This window comes from Paeniglutamicibacter sp. GQ140, assembly GCF_059759235.1.
In genome coordinates this window covers 126443-146595 of record NZ_JCAXDW010000011.1, presented here as the reverse complement: position 1 = coordinate 146595, position 20153 = coordinate 126443, and the positions used below count along the sequence as shown (strand labels likewise).

Genomic DNA, 20153 nt, shown 5'->3' with positions numbered 1-20153 from the left:
CGCCGGCGGGCCCCGGGCCCCTTGCCCGGGCAAGGCACGGGGCCGGTTAGCCGGCCTGGGCGAGTGCGGCGTTGAGGATCTGGGCTGCCATCTGGCTGAACTCGGGGGCCTCAAGGCCGTCACCGGCGATGAAGGACACCATTGCCACGTGGTCCCCCTTGGCCTTGATCAACACCAGGGCCTGCTGGCGCATTCCCTGGCCGGGCCTGCCGCGGGTCCACGCGATGGCCGAGTCCGCCTCGCCGGCCTTGAGATCCGGCTTGGCGGTGGCGAAGGGCACCGTCTCGGTTTCCTGGTGCATGGTCACCTTCTTGCAGTCGGTGAGCATGGCCAGCACGGTGGCGTAGTGCGCCTCCAGCGCGGCCTTGTCGGTGACCTTGGCGACCTCGACCGACCCGGTGGCGGGAATCTTCTCGGTCAGGAAATCGGTCCGCGCGCCCTCGCCGCCCATCTGCAGCGGGGACCAGTTCAGCGACTCGATGACCTCGGCGCATTGGGTGGGCAGCACGGTGACCCCGCCCTGGGTACCCTCCGGCGCCTTCTTCAGCGCTGCGAGTTCGGTGCCGGTGATCACCCGTGCCTGGTCGAAGCCCAGCCGTGCGGCCATGGAGATGCCCGAGGCCACCGAGAGCTCCGAGACGTCCAGCTCGGTAGCCGCGCTGGAGGGCGCGGCGGCGGAAGACCCGGTGCTGAGCGGTGCGTGCCCCTCGGGCAGCTCGACCGCCTGCGGGGATCCCGCGCATCCGGCCAGCAGCAGGCCCATCGACAGGCTCAGTGCAAGGGTGCGCAGGGCACCCGTCTTGGTCCTAGCGGCCACGGCGCGCAATCTCCTCGTCTCGTTTTTTCAACTGGGCAAACATGTCGTTGTACGCATTCAACTCGGCGTCGTTGTCGCGTTCGGCCTGCCGGTCCTTGCGCTTGCTCTCCCTGGAGTCGTCCCGGTTCCAGGAGACCATCACGCCCAGGGCCAGCAGCAGCGTCGGGATCTCGCCGATCCCCCACATGGCCCCGGCGCCCAGCCGCTGGTCCTCCAGCGCATCCTCGCCCCAGGTGCGTCCCATGTTGCCGAACCAGTCGGCCTGCATCAGCGAGGTGGAGCTCATGATGGAGACCCCGTAGAAGGCGTGGAAGCTCATGGTCGCCAGCAGGATCACCAGGCGCAGCGGGTACGGCGCGCGGCGCGGCACCGGGTCGGTGCCGATCATCGACAGGGCGAAGAGGTAGCCGGTGATGAGGAAGTGCACGTTCATCAATTCGTGGCCCACGTGGTTGCGCAGGGCGAAGCCGAAGGCCTCGGTGCCGTAGAAGATGATGATCGATCCGGCGAAGTTGGCGGCGGCGAAGATCGGGTTGGTGACCAACGCGGAGAACTTCGAGTGCACCAGCACCAGGATCCACTCGCGCGGCCCGCGGGTCCCGTCGCCGCGCGAGGGCAGGGCCTTCAGGGCCAGGGTGACGGGCGAGCCGATCACCAGGAACAGGGGCGCGACCATGGTCAGCGCCATGTGGTCGACCATGTGCACGGAGAAAAGGATCTTGCCGTAGACGGCCAGGGCGCCGGAGGTGAAGTAGAACAGGCAGGCCAACCCGACCATCCAGGAAATCGTGAGCAGGACCGACCACTTGTCTCCGCGGCGGCGCACCTTCACCACGGCCCACAGGTAGGCGAGGGCCAGGAAGAGCGCGATGGCGATCCACAGCCAGTCGAAGCGCCAGACCTCAAGCCAACTGGCACTGGTCAGCGCCGGGGGAAGCTCGTACCCGGTGAGCAACCGTGCCGGGGTCGGCAGTTCCGGCGCGGTGTCAGGAGTGGGAGGCGCGGTGCGGGCCAGGACCGTGGCCAGTGCCATGACGGCGGCCATAACGATGGCCTCGGCGCCCACCACGAGCCAGGCGGCGCGCGTGGCCTGGAGCTTTCCGTCCCGAAGCGCCGGGATCACCCGTCGGCGGTGGGCCAGGCCCAGGGCACCCAGGGCCAGGGTGGCCACGGCCTTGGCGATCACGATCCAGCCGTAGGGGGTCATCCACTGGTCCCAGCCGGTGATGCGGATCGAGGCGTTGACGACGCCGGAACCGGCGACCAGGACGATGGAAATGGTGGCCAGCGCCGAGAAACGCTGCAGCACGGTGCCGGCCAGGATGGGCCGGGTGCCCGCGTAGCGGCCCGGAGCCTTGGCGGCCAGCAGCGGGGCCAGCGCGGCAAGCACGACAATGCCGCCGAACCAGAGGCACACGCCCACCAGGTGCAGCATGATCGAGTTGACCGCTCCCCAGTGGTCGTCGCCGCCGGCGGCATGTCCGATCAGGGACATCGGCAGGACTCCCGCGAGGGAAAAGACGGCGGTGGCACCCACCAGTGCCGGGGACCGCACGCCAAAGGCCAGCGAGGAGGTGATCGCGGCAATCACGATCATCCAGGCCCAGGCCCGGCCCACGGAAATGTTCAGGACGTAGTCGAGCATCGCGCTGGTATAGCTGGGATCGGTGCTCATGGGCTTGCCGACGAGGTCCCAGAAATTGAAGACCAGCACCCCCGCCGCGGACACCGTCCAGAGCATGCCTGCGGCGGCGGCAAGGTTCATGGTGCGGGCAAAGGCGGGATGGACCTGGCCGCCGTCGGTGTCGTGTTCGCCCGGTGCCGGGCGCTTGGGCTTGGTGGAGCGCGGCAGGATGGTGGCGGCAAAAACCAGCGCGGCAACCGTGATGGCCATCGAGGAATGGTGAAGCGCTTTGGCCACGGGAAGGGCCCAGCGGATCAACGGTCCGGGGTCACCCAGCTCGCTGGCCTGCGCGGTGCCGGCAAAGTAGCTGGCCGCGATCAGCACCAGCACGCCGACAGCCAGTGCGGGAAGGGTCAGCAGCGGCCACAGCCGTCCCGTGGGGTCCGCCGCCTGCGCCCTGGCGGCCGTTGCCTGCATGTTCCGTGACTTGTTCACAATGTCCTTTCAGCTTCCTGCCGCTTCATTCTCCCACCGATCGGCCACTCCTCCGGGCCCAGGGTGGCCCACGCCACCCTGGGCCCGGAAGAGTTGCGACAGGTCGTTGCCGGGCAGCAGGCTACTTGTTTTGGCGGCGGACCTTGAGCAGCACCAGCACGACCATGCCGATTCCGGCAAGGGCGAGGATCGTCCAGACAAGGCCGGCGGGCATGCCGGCCAGGGGCTGGCCGTCCGCGGCGTCATCGGCGGTCGCTGCGGTTTCGGCCGCGGGTGCCGGTCCTGCCGCCGGTGCGCCGGCGTCAGGGGCCTGGGCGGTTGCGGGCGCGGAGTCCGCGACGGCCGCGGGGCCGTTGACCTGGAAGTCGATGTCCTTGGCGATCGGGTGGCCGTCGGAGGACACCACGCGGGCAACCAGCGTGTAGCTTCCGTTGGGCAGCGGGGCCTCGGGGGTGACGATGACGTCACGGCGGTCAATCTTGAAGGTGGTGCCGATCTTCTTCCCGTCGGCGGCCTTCAGCTCGAGGATGGTGCCGATCTCCTTGATGTCCCCGCTGAAGGTGAGCACGAGCGACTTCGGTGAGGTCTTGAGGACGTCGCCGCTGGCCGGGGTGGAGGAAATCAGCTCATCGTGCGCCTGCGCTCCGGAGACGCCGAAGACGGTCATCAGGCACAGCAGCACGGCGGCAAGGAGCACGCCGATCCGGGTGGCGGTGCGCGGGGTTGGGATTACTTGGGTCATGGGTCTTGTGGTCCTGTCCTTCGCGGCACTGCTGCGCCGCGATCGTGGTCTGGGGCTTTTACGAGAATGCGAAAGCGGGACCACGCGGAGGACCGCGGCGATGCAGCGCGGGACGCAGCACGTCGCGCAGCACCAAGGACCTGAAGGGGACACCGAGCAGCGGCTGCTTGCCGCGTACGGATGGCAGGCTGCGGATGAACAGGATCAGTCGCGGCACGTAGAGGGAGACGACGTCGGCGAATGCACGAACAGCGACTTCGCCCCGGCGCAGGGCCACCACGGTCACCGCCGCCGCAAGCACGTGCGCGAGCGGCATCAGCCAGGATGCGGAGGGATCGGCGGCCGCTGCCACGGAGGTGTCCACGCTCAGTGTCAGGGTGTGGGCGGCGTGACCGGCAAGACTTGGGTCTTCATTGAGCAGACCTGAGGCCCGATGCTGGTGTCCGAACAGGGCAAAGGCGCCGTGGTACGCACCCTGGCTCAGCATCACCGCTAGCGCGGTGCGCGGCAGCGAGATCCGGCTGCCTGCAAGCGCAGTGCAGATCGCGGCACCGATGCACAGCAGGAGGCCGAGAATCGGCAGCGGCGGCAAGTCGCCGTCGATCAGTGTGTGGGAGGCAGCGGCAAGGCTGGTGCAAACGAGCGCGCCAATCCAGCCACGCACGATGCGCTGGCCGTGATTCTTCATGCCGTGATTCCACCACCAAGGGATTCCGAGGTCTTGCCTACAAGTTCCAGCAAACATTCTACGGGGTTCTACTGATCGTAGAACCCAGATTTCGCCGAGGGCCCCGTTAACGCCAAGCCGCCCCCTGCTTCCGGTCCATGGACCGATGCAGGGGGCGGCTTGAAAGCTGTTGCGCGGGGCGCAGATTACTTGCCGGTGACGGCAGCCTTCAGCTTCGAGCCAGCGGTCAGCTTGACCGAGTGGCCGGCCGGAATCTGGATGGCTTCGCCGGTCTGCGGGTTGCGGCCGGTGCGTGCTGCACGGTCGGTGCGCTCGACTGCGAGCCAGCCCGGGATCGAGACCTTTTCGCCCTTGGAAATCTGGGAAACGAATACGTCGAACACTGCATCCAAAACACCGTTGACGGCTACCTGGGAGTTGCCGGTCTTCTCGGCGACAGCTGCAACAAGTTCACTACGGTTCATAGCCAAAGTATGTCCTCCTGGACTTCATCTTCCCGCCCGGTATCGGCGCGGGTCGCCTCGCGTTCGCGGGGACTTCTGTGTGAGAACTTACCAAATGTTCCTGCGCGAAACGCCCGAATTGGGCCGAATTCCCGGGAATTTTTTGAACTTTGGCAGGTTTTTCGCGTTCAGCGGCAGTTTTTCAGCCCAAAGAGAGACGAACAGCACGCCCGGGCCGGCAATCGTCCCTTCCCCCGAAGTCGCGCGCGAGTTGCCGATTTCGGTTCCGATCGCGACAAAAATCGGGTTGGGTACGCTCCCTTGAAACCGCTCGGGGCGACATTCGGCCTCAGCCAAGCAAGGAAATTCCGGTGGCGGATTCAGCTGCGTTCCAGATGGTCTTCGCAGCGTGCGGATCGGTGGTGATCGAAGCGGGCCTGGTCGTTGTCGGACCGCCCTTGACCCAACCGTTCGGACCGTAAAACACCGGTCCCTCAGAGGTGAACGCTTCGGGGTCCAGCGCGGCACGGACAATGGGCCAGGCGCCCCTGTCCTTGCCTTGGGCGAAAGGCGCCTGGAGCGTGTCCGTGGCCCGCTTGAACGCTCTCGGTTCATTGACGCCGACAACCGCAGGGGTGCGCCCGGAAATCGAGTAGCCGGGATGCGCGCCCAGGGCACGGATGCTGCTCGAAGACCGCTGAAGCCGACGGTTCAGCTCAAAGGCGAAGGACTGGAGCATGATCTTGGATTGCGCGTACGCAAGCCACGATGAATAGTTCCTCAGCAATTGGGGATCGTCGAGGCGCGGGCGGACCAACAGGGTCGACAGCGAGCCGAGGGCCACCACGCGGGAAGCCGCCGCCCGTTCCAGCACGGGCAACAGCCCGGCAACCAGCGCAAAGTGACCGAAGTAGTTGGTCGCGGCCACCAGCTCCAGCCCGTCCATGCTGCGTTGCCTCGTCCGAGGGGTATGGACCATGCCTGCGTTGGCGATCAGGACGTCCAGGTGCGTGAGACCGTTGAGTTCCTTGGCGGTTTCGGAGACCGACTGAAGACTGGCAACATCAAGTTCGACGACACGGAGATTTGCGGCCGGGACCCTGGCGCGGATGGCCTGGGCAGCCGTTTCGGCCTTGCGGGTGTTCCGGCACGCCATGATGACCTCTGCGCCGCGTCCGGCCAGCTGGAGGCTGCTCCAAAAACCGATGCCGGCATTCGCCCCGGTGACCAGTATCCGCAGTCCGGCGGCATCGCCGACGTGGCGGTGAGCCGCGGTTGCGGTCTGTGGCATGGCACGGTTCGGGACCGCGTGGGTGGTTTTGTTCTGGCTCATGATCTCCAAAGCTACCGCCTGCCAAGCCTGGCGTTTGGCATTCCGGTTTGGTTGGTCCCGCCTGGAGCATCCCTTAACCCAGGGGTAGATACCCCGCCGGTGCACCGCCGGCGTTGGTGCGGGCGGGTCGCGACCCGGTGGCGGCAGACGAAATTTCCGATGCGGTGCGACAGAGCTGCGGCGGCTGCAGTAACCAGGGGCATCAGGGTGGCGATACCGAAAAGCGCCTTCATGGGCGGCAGCCCATCGAATCCTGGGCTTAGCGAGCCGTTGGAATGCAGGGAATGAGCCACAACGGCATGGGGTGCCTGCAACTGCCAGTCGTTGCCCCGCTGCCGGGCCCTCGTTAGTGTTGGTGGGGATCCTCATTGAAAGGTGGGCGACACCCATGGCCCGACGCAATCTTGATGAAAACAGTGAGGCATCGCTGCGCTCGGCGCGCTACCGCCTGGACCGGGACATTGCCGAGGAACTCCCCCTCACGGACGAATATGCCCAGCGCACCGGGAAGACCCTTGGCGACACGGAGGAGGCGCCTGCCGCGATCCCCCGCTTCCTCGCCGAGGACGAGGTCTGGGAGGCCGCCAACAGTGCCTTGGATGCTGCGTTCGCGCGGGGAGAATTCGACAACCTTGCCTACGCCGGCAAACCCATACCCGGCCTTGGCGCCACCACGGATCCGGACTGGTGGGTCAAGGGGCTTATCGAGCGGGAGAAAATCACCGGCCTCGGCCCCCCTGCCTTGATGCTGCGCAAGGAAGACGATGAGCTTGAGGGGACCCTTGACCGGTTGTCCGGCGCCGCCGCCGTGCGGGCCCTGCTTGAGGATTTCAATGCCCGCGTCATCGATGCACGTCGCCAGCTGCTCGGGGGACCTCCGGTAATTACGCCCCTGCGGGACGTCGAGGTCGAGATCGCCGCATGGAAATCGCGACGATCAGCCGAGGTTCAGGAGCAGGAAGTCGCGGTTGCGCCGCGACGTGCCAGGTGGCTCGGACGCTGGCTGGGTAAACGCAATAGGCCGTAGCCTCCCCCGGCTCCGTGCCACCAGGCGTCCTCGGGCAACGCGTTGAACCTTTAAATGGCCAAAGGCCCCAACCGAATCGGTTGGGGCCTTTGACTGCTTCTGGAATTTACCAGGAAGACTTGGTGATGCCCGGAAGCTCGCCACGGTGTGCCATGTCGCGGAAGCGAACACGGGAGATACCGAACTTCTGGAGGGTGCCGCGGGGGCGGCCGTCGATGGCGTCGCGGTTGCGAACGCGGATCGGCGATGCGTTGCGGGGCAGCTTCTGCAGGCCCAGGCGGGCCTCTTCGCGTGCCTCGTCGGTTGCGTTCGGGTCAACGAGGGTCTTCTTCAAGGTTGCACGCTTTTCGGCGTAACGCTCAACGATGACCTTGCGCTGCTCGTTCTTAGCAATCATGGACTTCTTGGCCATCTTTAGCGCTCCTCTCGGAATTCGACGTGCTTGCGGACTACCGGGTCGTACTTCTTCAGAACCATGCGGTCTGGGTTGTTACGACGGTTCTTACGGGTTACGTAAGTGAAACCGGTGCCGGCGGTCGACTTGAGCTTGATGATGGGACGTACGTCCTTATCCTTAGCCACTAGATCTTCACACCCTTTGCAATGAGTCCGGTAACAACGGCGTCGATGCCGCGAACGTCAATGAGCTTGATGCCCTTTGCCGACAGGGTCAGCGTGACGTTACGGCGCAGGGACGGAACCCAGTAGCGCTTCTTCTGGATATTCGGGTCGAACCGACGCTTGTTGCGGCGGTGCGAGTGGGAGATGCTGTGTCCGAAATTCGGAACTGCACCAGTCACCTGGCATACTGCTGCCATGATCACTCCTCAGTTGTAGTAAATATTGGCGGTACTCGTTTTACAGATACAGCGGAAAACTGCTGCCTCTGAATCTGCGTATAAGAGTCCCGCCACCAGTTGTGACACCGTTATTACTGCACACTTTGAAGGTAACCAGGCTGGGTGAGAACCAACCGAAGCGCCCTGATTAGCGTGAAAGACGGTGAACCTCGCGGTCGGCGAGTATTTTTCCCTACTCAGCTGTCCGCGATATTCGGTTTTACGGGTAACCGCACAAACCCGATTGGGCATGCACGACTTAACGCCTAATCATTCTAGGCGATTAACACATCGGCAGCCAAATCGACAACATGCCTTTTTGGCTTCCACGCATGCGATCTACCTCACTCCCGGGTACGGCTGCGCCGTCACCGGGGAGAGTGGCCCGGTTGCTTCCTACCGCAGGATCCAGTGTTCGGGATTCAGCTGGCCCACAAGCTTCCGGCCGATACGCGCCAATTCCGCAACATCGTGGTCGTCAAGTCCCTGAAAAATCATCTTTTGCACCGAGTCGACGTGTTCGGGGGCCAGGGTCACCACGGTGTCCCAGCCTTCGCGGGTCAGCTTGGCAATGGTGACACGGGCATCCTCGGCGGACCTGCTGCGTTCTACCCATCCGCGGCCCTCGAGCTTCTTAACCACGTGTGAGAGCCTCGAAAGCGAGGAGCTGGTGCGCGATGCCAGCTCGCTCATGGCCAGGATGTGGTCGGGGGCCTCCGACAACATGGCCAGCACCGTGTAGTCAAAGAGGGTGATCTTCGCCTGGACCTGCAGTTCGCTGTCGAGAGCGGCCGGCAGCAACGTCGTCACCGAGACGAGAGCCAGCCAGGCTTCTCTTTCCACGGGCGTCAACCACTTCGGTTCAGTCATGGCCACTATCTTTCCACAGGCCCTGCCCGCTTTCCCCCTTCTGTCCCCTTGTCACCGGTGGTTAGTGGCAGAAATCGCGTGTCCGGCGCGGCCAGGCTAGCGCGCGGCCAGTGCCTTTCGCCGGCGGTAGGCAATGACCTGGGAGGTCACCACCACCACGAGTGCAAGGATGAACATCGCCGATCCGATGACGTTGGCCTGGGCCGGAATGCCCCGGGTGGCCGAGACATAGATGAATTTCGGGAAGGTCGAGAAGTTTCCGGAGTTGAAGTTGGTGATGATGAAGTCGTCGAAGCTCATCGCGAACGACAGCAGCGCCGCGGCGACGATGCCCGGAAGCAACAGCGGGAACGTCACCTTCCAGAAGGTGGTGATCGGGCTGGCATAGAGGTCGGAGGCCGCCTCTTCGAGGCGCGGGTCCAGCGAAGAGACCCGGGCCCTGACGGTGACCACGACGAACGACATGCAGAAGATGATGTGGGAAATCACGATGGTGCTGAATCCAAGCTCCCAACCCAGGTTCAGGAACTGGGCCAACAGCGAGGCTCCCAGCACCACCTCGGGTGTGGCCAGCGGCAGGATGATCAGCAGGTCCGCGGTATTGCGGAACTTGAATTTGTAGCGCACCAGGCCCAGGGCCACACAGGTTCCGAGCACCGTGGCGAAGATGGTGGCAACCACGCCGATCTGCAGCGAGTTCACCAACGATTCGCACACATTGGGGGCGCCGCAGGGATTCTTCCAGTTATCAAGGGTGAATCCTCGCCATTCGAGGTTGGTGCGCCCGGCATCGTTGAACGAGAAAACGAAGATGTAGGCAATCGGTACCAGCAGATAGATGAAGGCGAGGCCCCCGGCGACAGGAATGAACCAGCGCCCAAATTTTTGTCTCATGCCTTGCCTTCCTAGAACAATTCCTTGGTGCCAAATCGCTTGATGTAGATCATGACCAGCGCAAGGATCAGGACCATGAGGATGAAGCTCAGCGCCGAGGCCCCGGGGTAGTCGACCACCTTGAAGAATCGCGAGTCAATGATCTGCCCGATCATTGCCGTGTCCCGGTTGTTGCCCAACAGTGCGGCGTTGACATAGTCTCCGGCCGCCGGAATGAAAGTCAGTAGGGTGCCGGCAAAAACACCCGGCATGGACAGCGGCAGCGTCACCTTGAAGAAGGTGGTCAGCGGGCTGGCATATAGGTCCCCCGAGGCCTCCAACAGGTTGGTGTCCAGTCGGTCGAGGTTCGCGTATATCGGCAGCATCATGAACGGCAGGAAATTGTACGTCAGTCCGCACACCACGGCGAAGGCGGTTGCGGTGAGGTGGCCATCCGCCGGCAGGATCGCAATGGCCCGCAGCACCGTGACCACCGGGCCCTCGTCGGAGAGGATCTGTTTCCAGGCCTGGGTGCGCAGGATGAAGCTGGAAAAGAAGGGCGCGATCAGCAGCACCAGCAGGATCCCCTGCATGAGCTGTCGCCCGCGCAGGCGGACTGCCACAAGGTAGGCCATCGGGTAGCCGATGAGCAGGGCAGCGACGGTGGCGATGAGCGCGAAGAGGAACGAGCGCAGGAACACCTCCCAGTAGGCGCCGACGACCGTGGCGTAGTTGCCGAATTCGAGGGCCGGGACAAACTCGCCGATCTCCGCGCCCGGTGGCCTGGCATAGAGCGACATGCCCAGAAGGACCAGTACCGGAGCCGCAAAGAACAGGGCCAGGACGGCCATGCCGGGAATGATCAGGTAGAGGCCGACCCTGCCCTTGCGCCTTTCGGCGACGAGTTCTTCCTCGCTGCGAAGGTCCTGGGGTCCCCTGTTCTTCCGTCTGCGGGAACGCTCCACGGTGGAAGTCATACCGCGTCCTGCCCCTCAGTGGTCTTTGCGGACCCGTCAAGGCCGAAGGAGAAGTCCGGTTCCCAGGTCATGCGCACGGTGTCCCCGCGCCGCGCCGGGGCCTGGCCCATGTTCTGCGAGAACGTGGCGAGGGTGCCGATGCCCGGGACCTCCACCAGGTATTCGGTGCTGACCCCGGTGAACGAGGCGTCAAGGACGGTGCCGGTGAGCATGTTGGCACTGGGCGAGTATTCGTCGGACAGGTTCAACACCCGCATCTTTTCCGGGCGCACTCCCACCACGGCTGCACCGCTGTGGGACACGGCCCGGTCCTTGGGCATGACCAGGCGGTGGCCTGCCACGTCCACGGCGACGGCGTCGCCGAGGTCCTCGGTGACGCTTCCGGGCATCAGGTTGGACTTGCCGAGGAAGTTTGCAACGAAGGCGGTCCTGGGCAGTTCGTACAAATCGCGCGGGGCACCCATTTGCTCGATCTTGCCCTTGTTCATCACCGCGACGGTGTCGGCCATGGTCATGGCCTCCTCCTGGTCGTGGGTCACGTGGATGAAGGTCAGGCCGACCTCGGTCTGGATTGACTTCAGCTCCACCTGCATCTGCCGGCGAAGCTTCATGTCCAGGGCGCCGAGCGGTTCGTCAAGCAGCAGCACGGCGGGACGGTTGACCAGCGCACGGGCCAGCGCCACACGCTGCTGCTGCCCTCCGGAGAGCTGCATCGGCTTGCGCGCGGCCAGGTGCTGGAGCTCGACCATCTCCAGCGCCGCCTTGGCCCGGGCGACCGAGTCCCCGACCCGCTTGCGCTTGAGTCCGAAGGCAACGTTGTCGAGCACCGTCATGTGCGGAAACAGCGCGTAGGACTGGAAGACGGTGTTGACCTGGCGTTGGAAGGAAGGCAGCTTGGTGACGTCCTTGCCTCCGATGCTGATCGTTCCGCTGGTGGGCTGTTCGAGGCCTGCAATCATCCGCAGCGTGGTGGTCTTGCCGCAGCCCGAGGGGCCGAGCAGGGCAAAGAACGTGCCGCTGGGCACCATGAGGGTCAGGTCGTCGACCGCGGTGAAATCCGAAAATCGCTTGGTGACGTTGGCCAGATGAAGGTCGGCCCCGGAGGACGCCTTGGGCCGGGCCTCGTCCTTGATGGTGGAAGTTGTTGTCATTTTCGGACGCCAATCAATTGCTGGGACTTTCTGTGGATCTGCAGGCCGGGCACTACGCGCCGATCGAGGTCTGGAACTGGCTGTTGAAGTTGGTTTCTTCCTCGGCGCTGAGTGACCTGAAGACGTGGGCCTTGGCCAGGTCGGATTCGGACGGGAAGATCAGCGGGTTGTTCATCAGCTCCGGGTCGATCTTTTCCATCGCTTCCTTTGCACCCTGGACCGGGGAAATAAAGTTCACGTAGGCGGCCACCTGGGCGGCGACCTCCGGTTCGTAGTAGTAGTCCATGAGCTTCTCGGCATTGGACTTGCGGGGAGATGCGACAGCGACCATGAGGTTGTCACTCCACAGCGTTCCGCCCGCGTCGGGGAGCACGAACTCCCACTGGTCGTCGTTCTCGAAGTTCATCTGGGTGATGTCACCGCTCCAGACGATTCCGGCGATGGCGTCCCCGGAAATGAAGTCTTCCTTGTAGGAGTTGCCCTTCACCTGGCGGATCTGGCCGTTCGCGATCTGCTTGGAGAGCACGTCGGTGGCGGCGGCGAATTCGGTGTCGCCCCAGCCGCCTGAGATGTCCACGCCGTTGTCGAGCATCAGCAGGCCCATGGTGTCGCGCATTTCATCAAGTACGGTGATCCGGCCCTTGAGGTCCGGATTCCACAGGTCGGAGACCGTGCGCAGCCCCTTGGGGTACTTGGCCTTGTTGTAGGCAATGCCCGCGTAGCCGCTTTGCCAGGTCAACGAGTTCTTGCGTCCCGGGTCGAAGTCAACATCCTGCAGGCCAGTCAGGAGGTTCTTGATGTTCGGGATGTTGGCGTGATCCAACTCCTGGGTGTACCCCTGGCGGATGACGCGACCGGCCATCCAGTCGGTCAGGGTGATGATGTCCTGGCCGATGTCCTGGCCCGCGGCGAGCTGAGCCTGGACCTTGCCGTAATAGGAGTCGTTGCCGTCTATGTCCTCGGCGTAGTGCGTCTTGATTCCGGTGCGCTTGGTGAATTCGTCGAGGGTCGGGTAGTTCTTGGCCTCGTCATCGTAATCCAGGTACAGCGTCCAGTTGGCCCAGAAGATGTTCTTGTCGCTTTCGGACATGTCTGCCACGGCGGCCGCGGTACTGTTGCCGGCGTTGCCGCCCGTGCCCCCGGTCCCGCATGCGGCCAAGAAGGCGGCGAGACCAAGGCCCCCTGCACCGGCCAATAGCCTGCGGCGCGACAACTGCATGCGCTGTGCCTGCTGGATCAGTGCCCGTACCGCTGGATCCCTGGGCAATTCACGCTGGTTCTGGTTGGACATTCTTGGTTTCCCCTTCAGCTGGCACAGCGTCTTCCCTTGACGCCCACTGGGCGATCGTGACGCCCGTCACGGTCGACTCTTGACATGGATCATGTCAGGAATCGCTCTTTCTGACAATAGTTTTCGTCGACATACATTTCACACACGATGGAAATCAACCGTCAGAAGGCTCTTCCGCAACTGATTCCTTCGGGCTATGCTCATTCCCAAGCGGTGTGGCTGGTGCCACAGCGCGGAGCATGGACACCCGTTTGATCGATCAGGAGGTCGATAGGAAGTGACCCAATCCGCACCCAATGGAGCGCCCCATGGCTTCATCATGGATGAAACGTCCAAGGCAATCATCGAGCAACTGCAACAAGATGGACGTCGTTCCTACGCAGCCATCGGCAAGGCCGTCGGGCTCAGCGAGGCAGCCGTGCGGCAGAGGGTCCAGAAACTCGTCGACAGCAAGGTCATGCAGGTGGTTGCCGTCACCGACCCCCTGCAACTTGGCTTCAAGCGCCAGGCCCTGCTGGGCATTCGATCCACCGGCGACATCATCGCCACCGCCGACCGGATCGCAGCCCTGCCCGAGGTCGACTACTGCGTTGTGGTGGCCGGCCCCTCGGACATCATTGCCGAGGTCATTTGCGCCAATGATGAGGACCTGCTGCGCATCATCACTGAAATTCGATCCGTGGAGGGGGTGCGTGAAACCGAAACGTTCATGTACCTCTCGCTACGCAAACAGGAATACAACTGGGGTACCCGATGACCATATCCAGCACCACCGCCAGCGCTGCAACCAGCACCACGCCCTTGGGCACCGACCGACAGGCCGCCGCCCGGGACCACCTGTGGATGCACATGGCGCGCCACTCCCCCTTGCAGGAAGGCGCCCGCGTCCCGATCATCACCCGCGGCCAGGGCCACATGCTCTATGACGATGCGGGCAAGTCCTACATTGACGGGCTGGCCGGCCTCTTCGTCGTCAATGCCGGCCACGGCCGGGCCGAGCTCGCCGAGGCCGCCGCAAGGCAGGCGGAAAAACTCGCCTTCATGCCGCTGTGGTCCTACGCCCACGAACCGGCCATCGACCTGGCCGAGCGCCTGGCCAACTACGCGCCGGGCGACCTGAACCGGGTCTTCTTCACCACCGGCGGCGGCGAGGCCGTCGAATCGGCGTTCAAGCTGGCCAAGCAGTACTTCAAGCTGCAGGGCAAGCCCGGCAAGCACAAGGTGATTTCCCGGGCACTGGCCTACCACGGCACCCCGCAGGGCGCCCTGGCCATCACCTCGCTGCCGGGCATGAAGACGCCGTTCGAACCGCTGGTGCCCGGCACCTTCCGCGTCCCGAACACCAACTTCTACCGAGCCCCCGAGCAATTCGCGGACAACGAGAAGGACTTCGGCCTCTGGGCCGCCGAACGCATCCGTGAGGCCATCGAGTTCGAGGGCGCAGAATCGGTTGCCGCGGTCTTCCTAGAGCCGGTGCAGAACTCCGGAGGCTGCTTCCCGCCACCCCCGGGCTACTTCCAGCGGGTCCGCGAGATCTGCGACGAGTACGACGTGCTGCTGGTCTCCGACGAGGTCATCTGCGCCTTCGGACGCATCGGCTCGATGTTCGCCTGCGAGGACTTCGGCTACGTGCCCGACATCATCACCTGCGCCAAGGGCATCACCAGCGGCTACTCTCCGCTGGGCGCCATGATCGCCTCGGAAAAGCTCTTCGAGCCGTTCAAGCACGGGGACACTACCTTCTACCACGGCTACACCTTCGGCGGGCACCCGGTGTCCACCGCGGTGGCCATGGCGAACCTGGACATCTTCGAGCGCGAGGGGCTGAACCAGCGGGTGAAGGACAACGCCCCGATCTTCAAGTCCACGCTGGAGAAGCTCAAGGACCTGCCGATCGTCGGGGACGTGCGAGGCGCGGGCTACTTCTACGGCATCGAGTTGGTCAAGGACAAGAAGACCAAGGAGACGTTCAACGACGAGGAATCCGAGCGCCTGCTGCGCGGCTTCCTGTCCACCGCGCTCTTTGACGCGGGGCTGTACTGCCGCGCCGATGACCGCGGCGACCCCGTCATCCAGTTGGCTCCCCCGTTGACGGTGGGCCCTCCGGAGTTCGACCAAATGGAGTCGATCCTGCGATCGGTGCTGACCGAGGCGGAAAACCACGTCTAGGCACCTTCGGGAGTGCACCGGGGCGGGAGGCGATGATGGAATCGCCTCCCGCCCCGGTGCACTCCCCGCCGGATCGCGGCGGTAACCCTGCTATTTGAGCTCGATCTCCACGAACACGAACTCCGATGCCCCGTCGTTGAAGACGTTGTGCTCGCTGCCGGCAACGCGGGTGTAGGAAACACCTTCCTGCAGGGAGTTGACCGCCACCCCGTCCCTCGTTTCCAGGCCGAGCTCCCCGGTGGTCATCGGGACCACGACATAGTCAGTGGGATGGACGTGCCACCCGGTTTCGGTTCCGGGGGCGAAACGCCATTCGGTGACGCGCACGCGTTCGTTGTCGATCTGGAGGTTGGCCACTGCGGCAGGTCGCGTCACGGTCATGTTGTGTCCTTAGTACTTGGGCCGGAGATGTAGCGCGGGCGTTCTCGGCCCATCCTGCCATCCCGGACAGGGCCGGACAACCGGCACCCCGCGCGACGCCGGCGCACTGAACGCGCAGATGGCCGGCGCCGCGAATGGTGGGAATCCATGCACGGCACCGGCCACGTGGTCCTGCCGAAGCGACCGGGCCCAGCGAAATGACGCTAGGCTCCCCGTGCCGTGGCGAGCCGGTTCAGGGCCAGTGCGCCGATGAGCAAACCGAAATCGCGCAGCGCGACATCGAAGAATCCCGGCAGCACCAGCAGGTTCACGATGATGCCCAGGAGCCAGAGCACGACGACCAGCGACCCGATCTTGGGGCGCAGTGCGACCAGGACGCCGGCGGCGATCTCCACGACGCCGACCACGTACATGAACACCTCCGGGCTGACCGGGATGATGTCCGTGGCCAGGGGCGCCAGATACTGCGTCCAGTCGGTGAGCAGGTTGGTGAACTTGTCGAGCCCGAAAACAATCGGCGCAACGGTGAAAATGGTTCGCAAGAGCACGAACGCTTGGTGATTGAGCTTGGCGCTGCGTTCGGTTGCAGCACCCACGGTGTGCGTGGCCATGGCCTCGGCCCCTCTTTCTAAAGTGATGATGCCTAATTTTAGAAACGTCGCGGGCTCTAAGTCAACAGTTGCTAACTTTAGATTTACACTGGAGTCATGAAGCTTCCACCAGGGGATCAAGGGCTGGCCGCCGTGGCAGCATTGGCCGATCCGGTGCGCAAGGCAGTGTATGAATTCGTGCGCACCAGCGAGGCGGCAGTGGGACGTGACGAGTGCGCTTCCGCGCTCGGGTTGCCCCGCAATACCGTGGCCTTCCAGCTGGACAAGTTGGCCGACCAGGGCCTGCTCGCCGTGCAATTTCGCCGGCTCAAGGGAAAAGGCGGCCCGGGTTCCGGGCGACCGGCGAAGCTCTACGCGGCCGCGCACCTGGACGTGGCGGCAAGCGTGCCGCACCGCGAATACGCCCTGGCCGCGGACCTGATGGCCAGGGCCATCGAAAGGGCCGGGGCCGAAGGCCGGCCGGTCGCGCCGGTCCTGGCCGAGGTGGCACGCGAGGCAGGCAAGGCCATCGGCACCCGCATCGGTTCGCTGACGCAGGTGCTGGAGGATCACGGATACCGGCCTGAGGTCCGCATGGACGGCTCGGTCGAGCTACTCGACTGCCCGTTCCACCAGCTCTCCGCCAACCACAGGGACACCGTGTGTTCCATGAACCTCGAGCTGCTCACGGCGGTGGTCGACGGGGCCGAGGCGCCGTACCGCGTCTGCCTTGACCCGCCCACGAACCAACACCATTGCTGCGTGAGGCTCGATCCCCGCCAGGACTAGCCACGCCACGCACCCCGGCGCACGCCCCCTATCGGCAACCGATGCCCGCGGCTAGGCTGGCACCAATACGTCAGGGCCTGGGAGTCCGCATGGCAGGCCCATCGGTTTTTGACTGGGGAGTCGCCATGAGCATTGATGAAAAGCAATCCGGTGAACGCGTCGACGAGAAGGCCGCACGCGAGGTGGCCGAGGCCGCGCGCGAGCAACAATGGGAGCGGCCCAGCTTCGCCAAGGGCCTGTACATGGGTGACTTCGACTGGAGCCTGATCCACCCGCACCCGCAACCCGACCCCGAGGCGGCAGCTCGCGGCACTGCCTTCATGGCCGCCCTACGCACGGCCATCAAGGACTTCGACCCGGGCGTCATTGAACGCGAGTCCCGGATCCCGGACGACTACATCAAGGCCCTGCGCGAGGTGGGCGCCTTTGGCATGAAGATCCCGGTGCAATACGGAGGACTCGGGCTTGACCTGGCCGACTACGGCCGGGCGCTGATGCTCCTGGGCACCCTGAGTCCAAGCCTTGGCGCCCTGCTCTCGGCCCACCAATCCATCGGGGTACCCGAGCCGGTGAAGATGTTCGGCACCGAGGAACAAAAACGGGCCTTCCTTCCCCGGTGCGCGGCAGGGGCCATTTCCGCCTTCCTGCTGACCGAAAACGACGTGGGCTCGGACCCCGCGCGGCTGGGCACCACCGCCACCCTCGCCGACGACGGACAAAGCTACCTCATCAACGGCGCCAAGCTCTGGACCACCAACGGGGTCGTGGCCGAGCTGCTGGTGGTCATGGCGGCCGTCCCCGCCGGCCAACTGCCCGACGGAAGCAGGTCCCGCGGCGGCATCAGCGCCTTCATCGTGGAAGCAGATTCCCCCGGCATCGTCGTGGAAAACCGCAACGCCTTCATGGGGCTGCGCGGCATCGAAAACGGTGTCACCCGGTTCCATGACGTCAGGGTCCCGGCGGCGAACCGTCTGGGCAAGGAGGGCGCCGGGCTGAAGATCGCCCTGAGCACCCTGAACACCGGACGCCTTTCCATTCCGGCGATGTGCGCCGGGGCCGGCAAGTGGTCGCTGAAAATCGCGCGCGAATGGTCAAACGCCCGCATCCAGTGGGGCAGGCCAGTCGGGGAGCACGAGGCGGTCGGCAAGAAGATCGCCTACATCACCGCAAGCACCTTCGCCCTGGAATCGGTGTTCGAACTCTCGGCCGCGCTGGCCGACGCCGGGATGAAGGACGTGCGCATCGAGGCAGCGCTGGCCAAGCTCTTCTCCTCGGAGGTCTCCTACAAGATCGCAGACGAGCTGCTGCAGATCCGCGGCGGACGCGGCTACGAGACCGCCGCCTCACAGCGGGCCCGCGGGGAACGCGCCGTCCCCGTGGAGCAGGCACTGCGGGACCTGCGCATCAACCGCATCTTCGAGGGCTCCACCGAAATCATGCACCTGCTCATCGCCCGCGAAGCGGTGGACGCGCACCTCAAGGCGGCCGGCGCCCTGGCCGACAGGGACTCGGACCTGCAGGCCAAGGCCAAGGCGGCCATGGGTGCTTCCGGTTTCTATGCCAAGTGGCTGCCGAGCCTGGCCGTGGGCTCGGGGCTGCTTCCCAACTCCTACGCGCAGCACGGGCGGCTGGCCAGGCACCTGCGCTACATCGAGCGGGCCTCGCGCCGTCTGGCCCGGCACACCTTCGCCGGCATGGCCAAGTGGCAGGCCGGCATGGAACAGCACCAGGCGTTCCTGGGCAGGGTCGTCGACCTGGGGGCCGAGCTCTTTGCCATGGCGGCCTGCATCTCGCGGGTCGAGCTGATGCGCACGCGGGACCCGGCGAACGCGGCCTCGGCCGAGCTGCTGGCCCTGGCGTTCTGCGAACAGTCCCGGCACCGCTGCGAAACCCTGTTCCGGGATCTGTGGGCCAATAGCGACAAGACCGACAGGAAGCTGGCAAGGAAGGTGCTGGCCGGGGACTTCAAATGGTTGGAGGCAGGCGTGCTGGATCCTTCGGAGGGTACAGGCGAGTGGATTGCCCCGTGGACCACCCAGACGTTGCCGGACCGGCGGCGCCCGTACGGCGCCTAGCCCAGATCGAGCACCAGTCGCTTGCCCTTGCACCGCGAGACGCAAATCATCATGGTGTCCCCGGCATCGCGTTCCTCGTCCGAGAGCAGGGAATCGCGGTGGTCGACCTCCCCTGAAACGACAGGCGTCTCGCAGGTGCCGCAGATCCCCTCGCGGCAGGAGTTCAGCGGGCTCATGCCTGCTTCCTCCAGGGCCTGCAGGATGCTGACCCCCACCGGCACGCTGACCTCGGTTCCGTCGGTGCCCTGGACCGTGAATTCGTGGTCGCCCTGGTGCGCCGCCGCGGCCGCGCCCGCCGCCTCGGGGTCCGCGGCAAATCGCTCGACGTGCAGGCGGGACGGGTCCTGCCAGGACCGGGCCAGGGATTCGATCACCTTCAGCAGCGGACCTGGCCCGCAGGTGTACAGGTGGAAGTCCGCGGACCTGTCCGCCAGCAATTCGGCCAGCGGGTAGAAGCCGCTCTCGTCGTCCGCGTGGATGTGCACCTTGTCCCCGTGGACCGCCAGCTCCTCGAGGAAGGCCATGTTCCGCCGGCTGCGGCCCAGGTACACCAGCTTCCAGGGCACGCCCGCCGCGGCTGCGGCCCGCACCATGGGCATGATCGGGGTGATGCCGATGCCGCCGGCCAGGAACACGTATTGCGGTGCCGGTGCCAGCGCGAAGTTGTTCTTGGGCCCGCGCACCTGGATTTTGGTTCCGGGGCGCAATTCGTCGTGCACGTAGGCCGATCCGCCGCGCCCGGCCGGTTCGCGCAGCACCGCCAGGCGCCACGATTCCCGCTTGCCGGGGTCCGAGCAGAGGGAATATTGCCGGATCAACCCGTTGGGCAGCAGCACGTCCAGGTGCGCCCCGGCACTCCACTCGGGCAGTTCCCGCCCCAGCGGGTGCCGCAGCTCGAGGGACAGGACGCCGTCGGACTCGCTGCTGATGCGGTGGACTTCGGTTTCAAAGAATTCCAGGGTCGACATCGGTGTGTGCC

Annotated in this window: 23 protein-coding genes; 5 read left to right on the top strand and 18 right to left on the bottom strand. The window is 64.9% G+C overall.

The features are described from left to right. Positions 1-46: 46 nt before the first annotated feature. The 7 genes from AC6CHY_RS15420 to AC6CHY_RS15390 all read right to left on the bottom strand — a co-directional run bounded on the left by AC6CHY_RS15420 (position 47) and on the right by AC6CHY_RS15390 (position 6142). A complete protein-coding gene (locus tag AC6CHY_RS15420) occupies positions 47-817 on the bottom strand; it encodes a hypothetical protein (RefSeq protein WP_498227277.1) in 771 nt (256 codons plus the stop codon). Continuing rightward, the gene (locus tag AC6CHY_RS15415; protein ID WP_498227276.1) at positions 807-2918 is read right to left on the bottom strand and encodes a bifunctional copper resistance protein CopD/cytochrome c oxidase assembly protein; all 2112 of its coding nucleotides are present in this window, start codon (positions 2916-2918) and stop codon (positions 807-809) included. The genes AC6CHY_RS15420 and AC6CHY_RS15415 overlap by 11 nt, the downstream gene beginning before the upstream one ends. 139 nt (positions 2919-3057) lie before the next feature. Continuing rightward, positions 3058-3678 (bottom strand): copper resistance CopC family protein, encoded by a 621-nt coding sequence (locus AC6CHY_RS15410; protein ID WP_498227275.1) that lies wholly within the window; start codon positions 3676-3678, stop codon positions 3058-3060. 58 nt (positions 3679-3736) lie between these two features. After that, on the bottom strand, positions 3737-4366 hold the full coding sequence (locus tag AC6CHY_RS15405) for a hypothetical protein (protein WP_498227274.1): 630 nt from the start codon (positions 4364-4366) through the stop codon (positions 3737-3739). A gap of 185 nt (positions 4367-4551) precedes the next feature. Beyond that, positions 4552-4836: an HU family DNA-binding protein gene (locus tag AC6CHY_RS15400; RefSeq protein WP_071212675.1), complete on the bottom strand. Its 285-nt coding sequence runs from the start codon at positions 4834-4836 to the stop codon at positions 4552-4554. 81 nt (positions 4837-4917) lie between these two features. After that, positions 4918-5166 carry a hypothetical protein gene (locus AC6CHY_RS15395; protein WP_498227273.1) on the bottom strand — a complete coding sequence of 83 codons (249 nt, stop codon included), beginning with the start codon at positions 5164-5166 and terminating at the stop codon, positions 4918-4920. Further along, the gene (locus AC6CHY_RS15390; RefSeq protein ID WP_498227272.1) at positions 5159-6142 is read right to left on the bottom strand and encodes an SDR family NAD(P)-dependent oxidoreductase; all 984 of its coding nucleotides are present in this window, start codon (positions 6140-6142) and stop codon (positions 5159-5161) included. Before AC6CHY_RS15390 ends, AC6CHY_RS15395 begins: the two co-directional genes overlap by 8 nt. 388 nt (positions 6143-6530) lie before the next feature. Between AC6CHY_RS15390 and AC6CHY_RS15385 the strand changes: the two genes are divergently transcribed. Continuing rightward, positions 6531-7169, top strand: coding sequence for a DnaJ family domain-containing protein (locus AC6CHY_RS15385; RefSeq protein WP_498227271.1), 639 nt, complete (start codon positions 6531-6533; stop codon positions 7167-7169). A 106-nt stretch (positions 7170-7275) separates the two neighbouring features. Here the strand turns inward: AC6CHY_RS15385 and rpsN are convergent, their stop codons facing one another. The 8 genes from rpsN to AC6CHY_RS15345 all read right to left on the bottom strand — a co-directional run bounded on the left by rpsN (position 7276) and on the right by AC6CHY_RS15345 (position 13170). Further along, complete coding sequence (rpsN, locus tag AC6CHY_RS15380) at positions 7276-7581, bottom strand: 30S ribosomal protein S14 (RefSeq protein WP_068733062.1); 306 nt, start codon at positions 7579-7581, stop codon at positions 7276-7278. Positions 7582-7583: 2 nt separating this feature from the next. Next, a complete protein-coding gene (rpmG, locus tag AC6CHY_RS15375; protein WP_007270730.1) occupies positions 7584-7751 on the bottom strand; it encodes a 50S ribosomal protein L33 in 168 nt (55 codons plus the stop codon). Beyond that, a complete protein-coding gene (gene rpmB, locus AC6CHY_RS15370; RefSeq protein WP_132359223.1) occupies positions 7751-7987 on the bottom strand; it encodes a 50S ribosomal protein L28 in 237 nt (78 codons plus the stop codon). The genes rpmG and rpmB overlap by 1 nt, the downstream gene beginning before the upstream one ends. Positions 7988-8404: 417 nt before the next feature. Then, positions 8405-8878: a MarR family winged helix-turn-helix transcriptional regulator gene (locus AC6CHY_RS15365; protein ID WP_217390088.1), complete on the bottom strand. Its 474-nt coding sequence runs from the start codon at positions 8876-8878 to the stop codon at positions 8405-8407. 96 nt (positions 8879-8974) lie between these two features. Continuing rightward, positions 8975-9772: an ABC transporter permease gene (locus AC6CHY_RS15360; RefSeq protein WP_217390086.1), complete on the bottom strand. Its 798-nt coding sequence runs from the start codon at positions 9770-9772 to the stop codon at positions 8975-8977. An 11-nt stretch (positions 9773-9783) separates the two neighbouring features. Beyond that, positions 9784-10728, bottom strand: coding sequence for an ABC transporter permease (locus tag AC6CHY_RS15355; RefSeq protein ID WP_498227270.1), 945 nt, complete (start codon positions 10726-10728; stop codon positions 9784-9786). Further along, a complete protein-coding gene (locus tag AC6CHY_RS15350) occupies positions 10725-11879 on the bottom strand; it encodes an ABC transporter ATP-binding protein (protein WP_498227269.1) in 1155 nt (384 codons plus the stop codon). The genes AC6CHY_RS15355 and AC6CHY_RS15350 overlap by 4 nt, the downstream gene beginning before the upstream one ends. A gap of 52 nt (positions 11880-11931) precedes the next feature. Further along, positions 11932-13170 carry a polyamine ABC transporter substrate-binding protein gene (locus AC6CHY_RS15345; RefSeq protein ID WP_498227268.1) on the bottom strand — a complete coding sequence of 413 codons (1239 nt, stop codon included), beginning with the start codon at positions 13168-13170 and terminating at the stop codon, positions 11932-11934. A gap of 319 nt (positions 13171-13489) precedes the next feature. On the opposite strand from AC6CHY_RS15345, the gene AC6CHY_RS15340 reads away from it, so the two are divergent. Beyond that, positions 13490-13927 (top strand): Lrp/AsnC family transcriptional regulator, encoded by a 438-nt coding sequence (locus tag AC6CHY_RS15340; RefSeq protein WP_071213195.1) that lies wholly within the window; start codon positions 13490-13492, stop codon positions 13925-13927. Continuing rightward, positions 13924-15339 (top strand): aspartate aminotransferase family protein, encoded by a 1416-nt coding sequence (locus AC6CHY_RS15335; protein WP_498227267.1) that lies wholly within the window; start codon positions 13924-13926, stop codon positions 15337-15339. The genes AC6CHY_RS15340 and AC6CHY_RS15335 overlap by 4 nt, the downstream gene beginning before the upstream one ends. A 90-nt stretch (positions 15340-15429) precedes the next feature. Here the strand turns inward: AC6CHY_RS15335 and AC6CHY_RS15330 are convergent, their stop codons facing one another. Next, positions 15430-15720, bottom strand: coding sequence for a cupin domain-containing protein (locus AC6CHY_RS15330; RefSeq protein ID WP_254456288.1), 291 nt, complete (start codon positions 15718-15720; stop codon positions 15430-15432). A 203-nt stretch (positions 15721-15923) separates the two neighbouring features. Then, the gene (locus AC6CHY_RS15325) at positions 15924-16331 is read right to left on the bottom strand and encodes a hypothetical protein (RefSeq protein ID WP_498227266.1); all 408 of its coding nucleotides are present in this window, start codon (positions 16329-16331) and stop codon (positions 15924-15926) included. A gap of 96 nt (positions 16332-16427) precedes the next feature. On the opposite strand from AC6CHY_RS15325, the gene AC6CHY_RS15320 reads away from it, so the two are divergent. Further along, the gene (locus tag AC6CHY_RS15320) at positions 16428-17099 is read left to right on the top strand and encodes a helix-turn-helix transcriptional regulator (RefSeq protein WP_498227265.1); all 672 of its coding nucleotides are present in this window, start codon (positions 16428-16430) and stop codon (positions 17097-17099) included. Between the two features lie 125 nt (positions 17100-17224). Then, positions 17225-19174, top strand: coding sequence for an acyl-CoA dehydrogenase family protein (locus tag AC6CHY_RS15315; RefSeq protein ID WP_498227264.1), 1950 nt, complete (start codon positions 17225-17227; stop codon positions 19172-19174). Here the strand turns inward: AC6CHY_RS15315 and AC6CHY_RS15310 are convergent. Further along, positions 19171-20142, bottom strand: coding sequence for a PDR/VanB family oxidoreductase (locus tag AC6CHY_RS15310; protein WP_498227263.1), 972 nt, complete (start codon positions 20140-20142; stop codon positions 19171-19173). The genes AC6CHY_RS15315 and AC6CHY_RS15310 overlap by 4 nt on opposite strands. Positions 20143-20153: the final 11 nt, after the last annotated feature.